General features: G+C 41.6%; 7 protein-coding genes. 4 read left to right on the top strand and 3 right to left on the bottom strand.

The features are described 5' to 3' along the window. Positions 1-6: 6 nt before the first annotated feature. Complete coding sequence (locus ACLH1U_RS00400; protein ID WP_411298981.1) at positions 7-1,014, top strand: hypothetical protein; 1,008 nt, start codon at positions 7-9, stop codon at positions 1,012-1,014. 42 nt (positions 1,015-1,056) lie between these two features. Then, positions 1,057-2,859, top strand: coding sequence for a hypothetical protein (locus ACLH1U_RS00395; RefSeq protein WP_411298980.1), 1,803 nt, complete (start codon positions 1,057-1,059; stop codon positions 2,857-2,859). Positions 2,860-3,031: 172 nt separating this feature from the next. On the opposite strand, the gene ACLH1U_RS00390 is transcribed toward ACLH1U_RS00395, so the two are convergent. The 3 genes from ACLH1U_RS00390 to ACLH1U_RS00380 all read right to left on the bottom strand — a co-directional run bounded on the left by ACLH1U_RS00390 (position 3,032) and on the right by ACLH1U_RS00380 (position 11,526). Next, positions 3,032-4,936 carry a UvrD-helicase domain-containing protein gene (locus ACLH1U_RS00390; RefSeq protein ID WP_411298979.1) on the bottom strand — a complete coding sequence of 635 codons (1,905 nt, stop codon included), beginning with the start codon at positions 4,934-4,936 and terminating at the stop codon, positions 3,032-3,034. Next, positions 4,933-6,903: an ATP-dependent nuclease gene (locus tag ACLH1U_RS00385; RefSeq protein ID WP_411298978.1), complete on the bottom strand. Its 1,971-nt coding sequence runs from the start codon at positions 6,901-6,903 to the stop codon at positions 4,933-4,935. The genes ACLH1U_RS00390 and ACLH1U_RS00385 overlap by 4 nt, the downstream gene beginning before the upstream one ends. Positions 6,904-7,131: 228 nt before the next feature. Beyond that, on the bottom strand, positions 7,132-11,526 hold the full coding sequence (locus ACLH1U_RS00380) for a hypothetical protein (RefSeq protein WP_411298977.1): 4,395 nt from the start codon (positions 11,524-11,526) through the stop codon (positions 7,132-7,134). Between the two features lie 414 nt (positions 11,527-11,940). Between ACLH1U_RS00380 and ACLH1U_RS00375 the strand changes: the two genes are divergently transcribed. Then, complete coding sequence (locus ACLH1U_RS00375) at positions 11,941-12,402, top strand: hypothetical protein (protein WP_411298976.1); 462 nt, start codon at positions 11,941-11,943, stop codon at positions 12,400-12,402. Next, on the top strand, positions 12,399-12,620 hold the full coding sequence (locus ACLH1U_RS00370; protein ID WP_411298975.1) for a helix-turn-helix domain-containing protein: 222 nt from the start codon (positions 12,399-12,401) through the stop codon (positions 12,618-12,620). Before ACLH1U_RS00375 ends, ACLH1U_RS00370 begins: the two co-directional genes overlap by 4 nt. The last annotated feature ends 291 nt before the right edge of the window (positions 12,621-12,911 follow it).

Below are 12,911 nucleotides of genomic sequence, written 5' to 3'. Positions count from 1 at the left end.
AATTTAATGCATAAGGAACTGTTTCAGTTAGGTTTCCCTGTCAGTGAACTTGGCGATATTCTGCAGCAACTGAAAGAACGGCAAATGATGTTCGAAAATGCTAAGGAAAAGTCGCTGCGAAATTTTCTGGCTGAACTGGGTATTATCATCCCTTCCACGCGCAATCGCTGGCGGCTGGTGGAAAGTGAACGCTTGGAAATTCTGCTCGCTCAGGTGCAGCAACAGATACAACAACAGATCATTGGCAGAAAAGAGCATCGTCCGGCTATCCCTCGGCGAATGCAGAGGATCCATCATAAATCAGCGTCGGCATGGCGAGGTAACAGTAAAGCAGGTCTGAGCCAACCCATAGTCAAAGGGCAAACCGTTACCTATGATGATGTCTTGCGACTTCGTAGCCAAGGGACGGAGCTGCGGCTAACGTTTACCGGCAATAATAGGGAAAACGTTTTGTTTGCTGATGATGAAAGTCGATGGCGTTCGGAGTGTTGTTTGCCAGAACGAATGCTACTTGATTTACTCTCTGTGGACATGTCATCGGCGCAACTGATCATGACCGTTGAGAATTTAGGTGCTTATGTTGATATGCCGCTTGTCGATGGTTTGATACTGATCTTTGCCCCCGGTCTGAATTATCAACCCGCCTGCCGATGGATTTCTCAATACGGACAGGATATACCCTGGGTACATTTTCCCGATCTCGATCCGAATGGTTTGACGATTGCCCGGCAACTATCCCACTCATTGTCCCGACCCTTCCGGATCTGGTTACCGGACTTTTGGCCGTCGGCGCATCAGGTTAATGACATAATTGGGGTCGGAAAACATGCCTGGGATACCGCGCCGGATTGCCCTCAACTCAGGCAATTAAAGCAGGAACAGCGTTGGATTGAACAGGAGGTGCTGGTTGTGGACTATCGTTTTAATGCAGCGATGCAGAGGTTGGTTAATCATTCTGGTGATGAAATAGTACTTATCGAATCGACGGAAAGCTCAATTGAACAAGATGTGTAGAAAAAAGAAATTAGACTTGTAAAATTCATAAGTGACAATTTAATGATTGACAGATTAGAGCTTACAAAAAACGTCCAGTTCTATGACCTTAAAATTCCTCTCGATAATGAGGAAAGACAAATCACAAATAACGAAATTCTGAGCATCCTGAATTCTGCCGATGATAACATTGAACCAGACTCTGATTATCTGATAAATGATTTCAGGGTGGAAAGGAATTTGATTGATGCTGATGTTAATTTTATTTATTCTCTTCGCGTCTTCCCTACACTAAGGCCTGTCTATTTTATGGGCGAACTTGAAGGTGGTGAGAATTTTTACGATACAATATATGCGTTCATATTGATTCTGGAATTTGATAACAGTATAGCCATAATAAAAAAGAGCTGTGCAAATATATCTGATAAGTTAGAGAAGGATTTTAATTTAATCACAAGCCACTCATTGGCAGGAACATTTAATGATTCTGATGTTTCATTTCAGAAAATATCCACGCGAAGCATGACGAATTCGGATAAAGCTATCAGGAGTCGTTCATTTGAATCATCAGATCTTAAGGGGGCTTTTTCTACACATGCCGCTGGCAGATCTATACCTTACTATTTGAAACTTCGACAAGGTCCAACAATTAAGACAATTTCAGGCAGTGGTAGATTAGTTGAAGCATCACAGAGGATTAGTTTCGATGATATTGCCTCATGGTCTTACAATCAATTATGCCTTGTCAGGCAAGGTGGCGGTGTCAAAGACTTTTTAAATTACTTTGCACAACAGAAAGAGTTAAATGAAGTTATGGCATTAACTCAGCCGAATGCACTCCTCATTGAAAGTACTGCGTTGTATGAAAAAATAGAGTCTGAGGGGCTAAGGATCAAATATAAACTTCCTGATGGTGAAGATTGCTATCTATCTGAGAAAAAGCTCAATAAGCTTTTCCAAAAACTCGAAAAAGTTTATGAAATCAGAAATGACTTGACGCTTGATTCAGCTATTGGCAGTGCAAAAATAAAAAGGAATAATAAAACGCTTACAATAGAGTCTACTATCCTTAGACGGTTAAAAGTTGTATCGAATGGTAAAGAGTCTACGCTCCAGAGTTTCATATTTAAAAATGGATTTTATAGTATAACATTCCAGGATCCTCGTTATATGTATTTTATGGGGAATTGCTTCGAAGATGCGTCTGGAATTTCAGAGATAAATAGTATTCTAGAAATTCTTATACCTGTTGACAATATGGATAAGGTGCTAAGTGAAAAGGGTACTTTTACAAAACTGAGTACTAAATTCTCTACGGGATCAATGTTTGATTTAGTTGAAGAAATTCATAAAAAAGATGACTATATATTTTGCGACGATCTGGGGAACGAATGGGCTGACCACATAACGTTTAATAAACAAGATTCCTGCATCAGTTTCATTCATTCAAAACATGGCTCGAAGACGACGTCAGCAAGCAAGTTACATGATGTTGTCGGACAAGCAATTAAAAATCTGGGGTATATGTATTTTAGTACACCAGATCTTTTGGACAAAATTAAAAATAAATTAAAGAAACACTATGTAAACAATAATACTGCTACAAAGATCAATAAAATAAGGAAAGGTGATACAAGAAAGCTCAAAAAGTATCTTGATGAATTATCAAAAGATGTTAAATTGCACAGGAAATGTATTTTGAGCTGCTCATTTATTTCAAAAAAAGAAGTTAAGCGTGAGTTTGGTAAATTACGACGTAATCAGCCAGTAAAGCCGCATGTGATACAACTCTTATGGATATTATCTTCCTTTTCTCATGCGGTTAAAGAAGTTAATGCAGTGCCTGTAATATATTGTGAAAAATGATTTTTATGTCACTACAAATACGATAATGCTCAGTTATACATCTTATTTATAACTGAGCAATAAAGTTTCCATAATATTTTATTTTTTTAATTAATGTAATTCAGAAATAAGCAAACGGAATAACACTTATTGTAGTATGGCTATTATTATTCAGAATATAAGGCACCAGAAGTTAATTGATATTATACTCTTTGACTCCTGATTTTTCCAATAATGCATAAATATCTGATAGTTTTTGGCGTTCACCCCGCTCAGAACAGAAAGAGAACACAGCCCTTTGCTTTGCACGGGATAAAGCGACAAAAAATGTCGACATGCTTTCTGGATTACCCGGCTGGTGAGACCACCATGCATTGTCGTCCAGTCCAATAAAAATAACGGTATCGAATTCAAGCCCTTTACTTTTATGAATAGTCATGAGCGGTATATGTTCTACTCCATCAAACTCATCCACAGCGTCTTGCCAGTTACTGGTATTGCTGACACATTGTAGAAAATGAATTTCCAACGCTTCTAGTGTAATATTCAAAAGATCGCCAGCATTATATCGGCTAAACGCTTTACGCATATCGGAAGGAGATATAAATGAAATAATGCGCTCCATGATGGGCTGGGCAGTAGTAGTAGTACTGTATGGCGGCTCAAGAAGTGTTTGAATAGAATGTTTTAAATTAACCAGCTGATTTTCAACTGCCTTGTGCGCGCGGATATCATCCGGTGAAATGCCTCTTAATTGTTCAATGCTTGAGTATAGCTGACTCCAGATTTGTGGTTCTTTTTTCCCGATTACAAACCTAAGTAAATTTGAAAAGAGAATAGTGAATTCTTCTGCCAGCAAATCCTGGAGTGTTGTGTTACCAATTTTAACGCTTTCATTTCTTAATTTTAAATGATAACTAATCAACGATTGATTTAGTTGGTCGTAATAATTTTCTGGTTTTTGTCGTGCTAAAATAGCATAGTCACGAGGCCTTAATCCTCTGGATTGCATATTTCGACTTATCCATTTAGCAATATAATCCACCTCTGAGGTAACGGAGCGACTGTTCAGAATGAAAGTGCATCCTTTATCTATCTTTTGGGGAACTTTTGTTTGGGCCATACAAGCGCCGTGTTCAATTTCTCTTGCAACAATATGCTGGAGTCTGACTAATTCTGGCGATGAGCGATGGTTTAACTGTAACTGATATCGGGTAGCAGAAAAATCATACTCAAATTGATGAAACGCATCTGTTTTGGCACCAGCCCACCCCATGATCCGCTGTTTATAGTCCCCAACAGTGGTTATCGTGGTCTTTGTCTGACCAAAAGCAGACAGCAGGAAATCGTACTGACCATATGTTGTATCCTGAAATTCGTCGACAAAAACAAAAGGGTAAGTTGCCCTTAACGCCCGCAAGATATGGATATTAGAGCGAACAATATACTCAGCTAACCGATTGATAGTCATAAATGACAGTGTTGATTCTTCTTCGTTTTCATTTGTTATTTGCTCACGAAGCCACCAGTACACCAGATAATGTTTGATTGATTGTGGTGGAGACGTATTTTCCGGAATTCGATATGAACCAACAACATGAGACTCAAATGAAGCGGTGTCCATATGGCGGGTTTCGTATTCAATCGCTCTGGCATCACTGGATGATACGCGATGCTGTCGTCGCGCCCAGAATTGGGCAACATCTTTCTTATTGGGATAACTGATGCTGTACTTTTTTGATGGTCTCCATTCCTGCGGAAGAGCTAATCGGAAACGATCAACCAGACTTTTGGTGAAAGCATCGAATGTTATCGAAACCAGGCGGTGACTCAGTTCCTCTGAGCAACGTAACTTAACCCGATCAGCGAGATTTTTTGCTGCGTCAGTTTTAAAAGAAATAGCTAAAATTTTTTGGTTTGGTGGGCAAATCCCGGTTTCCAATAAATAGACTGCTTTTTGGGCCAGAAATTCTGTTTTTCCTGCACCAGGACCGGCGATAACGCTTACAGAATCTGGTGTTCTTAAAGCATTCCATGCGCTAGGTTCCAGATCATCGATCTCTTTCGGACACCATTGCTCGGGGGAAATGAATTTCATTGCTGGCTACCCTGATTTTCTAAGTGGTGTTGAAGAGTTTGTACAAGGGCCTTTAGCTCATCAGGCGCATTTTGTGCGAGTTGATCCGATGGAATCTGGCTTAATACCCTAATGTGCGTACTAGGCTTTCCTCGCCCCAGAAATAAATAGCGATACCAGCGAAGAATATGAATATCATCGGCGTAAAGCATATGGATTCCTTCGCTTCCTAAGACGGCATCTCTAGGATCTCCAGTCAGTGAAGGTCCACTAGCGTTTTCCTCTGGCGGTACCTGATAGTAACCAGAAAACGCTTTTAGCATTGAGTAATCGATATCTAATGGGCTTGAAAAGAATATATTAAAGCGTCTCAGAAAATCGACCCAACTATCGATATGTGTTCTGTTGTCGTGAGGAAATGAATCAAATGTTAATAAATTTTGCTCATATCCACTCGGATTAACTTCATTAAATATATTTTGAGGTGCAACTCCAAAGTCAATCATTTGAGCAATAATATTTTTAATTCTTCCCCAGCCACCACCGTGTCGTCCCCAATCCAGATCAAGCAGCGTGATAAAAGGGATTTGCAAATCATATAGCAATCGCCACATATGGTTGACATGCCGCCCGCCGAGTGGAACCATCGCGACAAAAGATCGGTCAATAGGGATCCCCATAGCCCCCGCCACTGCTGGCAGGATAACCTCCTCTGAAGCGCCTTCACCCAAAACCACCACTTTAGCAAAATAGAGTTCAGGCCAGGCGCGTACCGCCTGCTGAATATATTTTGCGGCATCATTATCCTCTTTAGGTAATGTTAGCACTTTTACAATAGTGTTCTTTGAAGCTACATCCAACCGGAAATGCCTTATCTGGGTTGGATCTATACGAGCCAGAATACTGGATGAATGACTTGAGATAATGGCTTGCGCATGAATATTTCCTGTCAGCTCATTAAGTTGACTGACGATGCGGGACAAATAATGAGGTGAAAGATTATTTTCAGGTTCCTCAAGCGCCAATAAAGTGAGTGAGGGTAATGGCAAGTCATCGTAGAGAAACGCAGAGCGTCTTGAATTTAATCGGATTTCTCTTTCGACATCGAGCGTTGCCGAGGTCATGGCGATATGAAAAAGAGAACTTTGGCCGTCGCTTAACTCTTCAACGCTGCGATCTCTGCCGCTTTCATCAGGATGTAACAGAACATCTACTTTCCTGACAAACTCCTCAAAACGGACGTCAACTGGTCGAAATTTAGGTGTGCTGTCGGTACCGGCGGAATGAAGCTGTTGCCAGCGTTGCGTCAACTTTCCCGTGATAGTATCGATTGCTGACTCACCTTCGAAAGCACTGTTAAGCTCATGCGCTTTTTCAGCGAATGATGCCCGAACTTGTGATGACCAGTTAATGGCCTTCCATAACCGTCCTTTAAGAAACGAGGAGACCTGCGCAGTTGCCGAACGGGTGGCTGGGATATAAATAAGCTGGATTTTTGCGCGATCGCCAGGGCGCACCTTGTGGAAATCCGAATCATCAGGTTCATCATTACCCCAGCACGTTACAGCGTGAAACTGGCTGGTTACATAGCCGTCAATGCTTCCATCATCATCCCATTGGGCGTCTAACCGTAAGCGACATTTAAGCCTCCCGTTCTCATCTGCAATGCTCATACTTCTGAAAAACTCCGGTATGGCCGAATGGTCTCCTTGTTCATCATCCAGTTCCGGGAAAGCAATGATAGCTTCTAAGGATAAGGTACGAATGTCTGGTGCATGGGTTTCTGAAGTGGGGATATGGAAGTCTTGACGAGAGATTATCCTCTGTTCACTTGTCACGCCGAACAGCCGTTGTAGTGCTTGTAGCACTGCCGTTTTGCCCGTACCATTTGCACCAATTAATGTAGTTAACTTGTGATCGAGTGTAATTTTTTGGCCATCGGAGCCAAAACTTCGAAAATTGGTCAGTTTCACTGATTCAATCAACATACCCGCTTTCCTGTGGTGAGTCGTGGTGACGATATGATACATAACCATATGAAAACAGGCATATATTTTTCATGGATTATAGGCTAATAGGCATTGTTAACGTTCAAAATTTGAAAAGGCTCACATTATTTCAATATAACATTCATATATTCAATTGTTCTTAAGACAATATTATTCATAAAGAACAGCCTCTCATTCAAAATTGAGTCACTCAGAATAGGGAAACGGCTATTTGTGTGCTGGAACAAGATAAGGAGAAGTTAAATCAAGGCCGATGACAGTTAACTTCAGTGAGCTATTTTCAGACATTATTCTATTTGCTTTAACGTTAAGATACTCAATCAACCCATTAAAATATAGTCGCTCTCTGGTGATGGGGTTTCGCCAGTATTTTTTATCACCATTATAGGTGAGTAATAAACAGCCAGTTTTACAAGCGTCATATCTTAAGTATTGCCCAACCAGTTGATGTTCAAGCGCCCGCTCAAAATCAGCGATGCTCCATCTTTTATCTGCCAATTTCACCTCAATTACGGCTTTATGTTTTCCACACATGCTTAGAAGACGGATATCTGTCTTTTTACCATCGGCAACCTCACTTTCTCTAACCACAGAGTAAGCTGAGTTGGCGGCGGCTTCTAAACGCCATGCCAGCGTGGGTTGCATATGTGCTTCGAGTGTTACGGTGCGAAGAATATCCCGATCGGTGAAATCACTATGAGATAATGCATACTGCAAATCTTGCAATCGGTTAATCATTATCTGATACAGAGCTTCCTGATGATGTGGTGGTTGTTCTAAATAGTTATCGAGTTTTAGTACGGCTTCCTCTGTCAGCGAGAAATTATCTGAGTTCAGCGCTGCTCTTTCTCTGGCTAAATATTCAAAACGCGCCTTTGATAAATAAAAGTGTGGCTGTTTAGCGAGTCGTATAATTTCGATGACTGTCTTGTCGTTACTAATATTCAGGAGTCTGTCGAGCAGCGCACCGCGTGCTTCTTCTGCTCTGTCTCTGAGGTCAGGAGTAAAAATATCGTCATGCTCTCGATCATCTTCACGTCTAATATGCTGGTATGCAATATCCAATAGTTTTCCGGTCATAGAAATCTGTTGAGAAATGTCACTATTGTAAAATGGGGACTGATGTCTTCTTGATGCCTGATGTGAAAACAGGGTTGCATAGAGACTTTCAATATACGAATCTTTGTCTGGGCATTTTCTGAACGCGTGTTGAAAGGTTTCCATGCCAATATCTGGTGAAAAAATGAGTGCGTATCTCAGAAACGCATAATATTCTGGGTTATAAGGTGAAATTTTATAGGCAGACACACAGTTCTGGGCAATAATTTTCTTTTTATCGTCAGAGATTACATCAATTAGTGACATTAAAATTTTTTCAACAGGAGAGCCTCCGCTGTTAATCGTCGCTTCATTTATGGCCAAAAGATAACTATTAACGTCATTGAAGATGTTATCTGATAATAAGTTGCGCAACCTGATGTCGGCATTGGCAACCTGACCGATTATCGGGCAATGATTACCATTGTTTATATGATTAATGGCATACTGAAGTTCGGAACCAATGATCTCTTTAACTATACTTGGAAAGGTTGTGGCTAACTCATTAATGAAAGGCGTAAAGTTATTTTGCAGGAGTGTAGCATATTTTATAGCCAGTAATGCCTCACTGTGATTGAGCCTCTTTTGCCACCCCTGAGAATCACTTTCGGCAAGTAATCCCATTATCGCAATGGTTTCACTCCGCTCTGGTGAACTTCTATTTATCCGGTCCTGCTCAAATTGAAGCTGAATAGGGCTTTTCCGCCAATATTCCCGAAGGGCTATTTCAATCCGTTCTATATCATCATCGCTAAAAGTCTTTTTTAGTATCTCTCTGCTCCAGAATTCTTCAGGTGAATAGCGTCGATGTGTTTTTTGCAATATAACAACGACATGATTTAGCACAGAAAACTGGGTGTCATCAGAAAGCATCCATGTACTGTCTGTTGTGGTTTTATCGTACCAGATTAACCACTTGTTTATTTCTTCATCCTGCTGAATTTTTTCAGCTTCCTGTCTATTTTTTTCTTTTTCCTTACGAATCTCTTGCCTGCGAATAGATTCTATGTTGATTGGTTTTGGTCTTAACCATTGGTGCACTGAGGATAATAATGTTTCATCATCACTAACCACATTGATTAATGAATCGTGAAATTCTGGAGTATTATCGGCTAGCGGAGTGAAACGGAATAAGAATTCCAGTAATACAGAACGTCGCTCAGGGGATGACTTATCGAAAAGTAGTGCAATCAACCATGGTAAGTCATTGTTATTAAAGTTGGATATAATAATGCGTTCCTGAAGAAGAAAAGCATCAATATCATGTTTGACGATTTGAGATAATAAACTCCATTCTGTCATGAAAATGAATTTTCGGATTGTTGTGATTGTTATATTATTTAGGGCGTTTTTGATCACCGATAAGTCATCATTAACATAACTGAAATCGATTTCGTTAAAAAAATGACAAACCAAACATGAAAAAATCAGACTTTCATTTTCGGTGTGGAATCCACTGACTAATTGTCTGGCGCAGATCTTAGCCAGTGCACATGTTAAATAACCATAGCGACTTGTAGGATAATAATGCCTGGTTTCTTGAATGTTATTATCGAGGATGAGTTTCGTTACCTGATCCCGAAATGCAATAGCAGCATCAGATTCAGGCGCTATTTCTGTTGCCACATTATATAATGTCCATTTAAATCCACTAGTTGAGCTTTTTGGTTCCATTGTTCTCTTTATCAGAATCAACAAATTATCTACAGAGAGCAACTGAGGGAACAACTCTTCGGCGAAATGAAAAATGAACTTTTCAGGCCATAACTCAGGTGAGTTTATAACGTCATGTACTATTTTTTGTTGAAGTACAGAATCATCGGTTGTGGCGATAGCTTTTATTGCCCTGAGCCGATCGGTTGTTTCAATACCCGGATCGTACACGGCCTGTTCCAGTAACGCATTACAATCCTGAAATTTTCCTGTCCAGATAATCTCCAACAATAACTCTCTGATGTCATCGTTCTGGTATCCTTCAACCCATAATTTTTTGATTACTGGCTGAAGTTCTGGATGCGAAAACCGTTTTACTTGCACTAGCGGAATATTGATGTCTCTTGATGTTCCATGTTTATAATGCAAGACGAAATTTCTCAGCAGTTCTGAGCGGACTTCGATTGGCAAGGATCCAGGATCGCCCCCAGAAAGCAATATTTCTGGTGCTCTGTTCATTAGTTCTTTGCAAACATATGGATCCCAGAGAGATAGCCATGCAGTAACAGAACGCATTGAAGGAATAACGACAGGGAAATTACAACGTTCTGAAAATAACAAATTGAAACATGCGCTGATGGGCATTCCCTTCTTAATTAAATGCTGCAACCGACGAGCGGCCAGATATTCCAGTACTGAGCGGTGATGAAAACGGACTCGTTCATAGGTCGCAGGCTCAAAAATGGCCAGCCTTAGGAGTGTGTTAATATCTTTGGGTAACCAGTCAGTTAATATTTTTTGGGGATTTAATGAATGGTTATCTGATTTGAACGATTCAGAAATACCGATTGTGAATTTACGCGTCAGGCTCATTGCCAGAGCTAATTTTTCTACGGCATTCCTTATCTCTTGCGGAGATTTTAGTACCTTTTCACATCGGCTATAATTTTCTGTCAGCCTGTGTTGAATATCTGATTCATGTAGTATTAATGCCGAATCAAACTTCTGGTGTGTGTTCCAGTATGTGATCAGTGAGAGCAAGTCCTGTGGCCGACTGGCAAAGACTTCGGCATCTAGAGTATAAAGCTGTTGCAGAAAACGCTCCGGATCAGATACAGCAGATTCACAAGTAAATTTTCTTATTTGCTTGTTTGTCATTGGTCGCATATAAAAACAGTGAAGCCGATGATAATCATCAGACTGCTGTTCGGTTTCCTTTTCCAGTTCTTCCAGAGGATTACTGAAAGCGGGCTGATTAAACCAGTCGGAAACCATATCTTTAAAAAACTCACGACCAGATTTTTGTGAAATGGGTATTATATTTTCTTCTGAAAGTTGATTATCAGGTAACCATTCATCAAGGATGGTAAAATCGTAACTATTCCAGTCACTGGGACGACAGGACATAATAATATTGATTCTGGAAAGATGTTTTTCTAATTGTTGACGAAGTTTTCGCAATAATTTATTAAACTCATCACCTTTTAGTTTTAATTCATCAACAGCATCCAGAAATAAATAAGCATAATCAGAACTATTTTCCCATTGTTGGAACCTGGCCTTTTCATCAGGATGGAGTATATCTACAATGAGATCTTCAGCCAGCGCTTCTGTCGGAATAAAGAATGAAAACTGGCCGGCCTGATTTAACTTTGTTGATTGCTCCTTCATCTCCCGCGTTTTTCCTGCTCCAGCTTCCGCCAGAATAATGATGCGTGAATATTTCAGCAATTCATCCCAGCTGATAGTGTTACTATCTTCAAACCAGTCAGCGTAAATCTGTGTGGGAATTTCTTCCTGCGGATTACTGGATTTATAGAAACGTCGGTTTACGTTGATATAATTAGCCATGGTTTTCCTTGCTGAAATATTACATCCATAAATGGATTCCGCTGGAGCATCTACAAGTGTAATCCCAGTGGAACATTCTGTTCAATAACAGATTGAAACACTGAAGAATTTTTGTCTCTTTCCATTACGGATGAATTTTCTTGCTGCTGATTACTTAACGCAGTATCCTTACCCGGCACCTGCAAATTCAGGTGCCGGGATTGGAACCCCGAAATGTTACAGGCGACATATGACGCGCCCCGCGTCTTTTTTTATGTCGTGCGCTCGGCTATACCTCAATGGTGGGCTGGGCGGGGGCACCGCAAGGTGCGCCGGTTGCCTGTAACGCCGGTAGTTCCAACCCCGTTCAGTCCACCACCATGAGATTGGAACCTCTGGTGGTGGGTTTTAAACCCGTTACAGGAGGCTGCCACTATGGCTACTACCCCAATCCAAACACATCCGTTACTTGCTGTTCCCTTCAATGCTGCCACGGATTTCACCGTCCTTGCCGACCACTGCGAAAACTTCGCTGAAACCCTGATTGAAAGCAACGATCCCACACTCAAAATGGCGCTCTGCGGCAGACTCAACGCCTGTCTGACGCTGCTCCAGCCCACGCTGTTAGAACCTGTTCCTCCCCATCTTATTGAAAGCCTGATCGTTGACACCCTCCCTGCAAATTTCCCCCGTTTCGAGCCTGAATGCACAGAGCTTTGTCGCTACTGTCTCTCCCTGACACAGATGCTGGCAGGGCAAGGTTTTTACTCTGAAATGGAGAAGCACCTTAGCTGCCTGCTGTATGACCTGATCAACTATTTCGCTGCGGAAATGAAAGCCCCGCGCTGGCTCCGCACAGCCGACGGCGTGAAGTTTATCGACGAGGTGGCCGCATGATGCAACAGGACTGGCATTCCGCCGACATTATCGCCGGGCTGAAAAAACGTGGCACTTCGCTGTCAGCGCTTTCCCGTCAGGCGGGGCTGGCATCCTCTACGCTGGCAAATGCGCTTACCCGCCGCTGGCCCAAAGGCGAAAGATTGATTGCCGAAGCGTTAGATGTTGCGCCTGAGAACATCTGGCCATCGCGCTACCGTAAATCAGAGTATCGATAAGGTAAACAGATCCTCCCGATCTTCTGCCTGCCCTTGCGGGTGGGAGATCGAGAGAACGCCAGTGACGCGCGGCAACTCAGCATCTAATCAAATCAACGGGAAATGTTTTTCAGGCAAAAACAGTTTGCTCTTTCTGCGCCAGTTGCATTCGTATAATTTCCCCCATGCAACGAATGGCCCTCCGGGCTGCCCTTACGCTTTATGACCTGCAAGAAGCGGCCTGATTTCAGGCTGGTCGTCCCGTTACCGACAATACCTTTGAAAATGTCGGACTGCTTTGCAGTTAAGGTC

Origin of the sequence: Klebsiella sp. 1SOBk5mer, from assembly GCF_046603115.1 — a bacterium.
GTDB lineage: Bacteria > Pseudomonadota > Gammaproteobacteria > Enterobacterales > Enterobacteriaceae > Klebsiella > Klebsiella quasipneumoniae.
Note: the sequence above shows the minus strand (reverse complement) of the source record. Positions and strands in the feature narration are given on the sequence as shown.

Coding starts and splice junctions, on each gene's coding strand:
- ACLH1U_RS00395 (WP_411298980.1), top strand. CDS start 1,057: ATGATTGACAGATTAGAGCTTACAAAAAACGTCCAGTTCTATGACCTT.
- ACLH1U_RS00390 (WP_411298979.1), bottom strand. CDS start 4,936: ATGAAATTCATTTCCCCCGAGCAATGGTGTCCGAAAGAGATCGATGAT.
- ACLH1U_RS00375 (WP_411298976.1), top strand. CDS start 11,941: ATGGCTACTACCCCAATCCAAACACATCCGTTACTTGCTGTTCCCTTC.
- ACLH1U_RS00385 (WP_411298978.1), bottom strand. CDS start 6,903: ATGTTGATTGAATCAGTGAAACTGACCAATTTTCGAAGTTTTGGCTCC.
- ACLH1U_RS00380 (WP_411298977.1), bottom strand. CDS start 11,526: ATGGCTAATTATATCAACGTAAACCGACGTTTCTATAAATCCAGTAAT.
- ACLH1U_RS00400 (WP_411298981.1), top strand. CDS start 7: ATGCATAAGGAACTGTTTCAGTTAGGTTTCCCTGTCAGTGAACTTGGC.
- ACLH1U_RS00370 (WP_411298975.1), top strand. CDS start 12,399: ATGATGCAACAGGACTGGCATTCCGCCGACATTATCGCCGGGCTGAAA.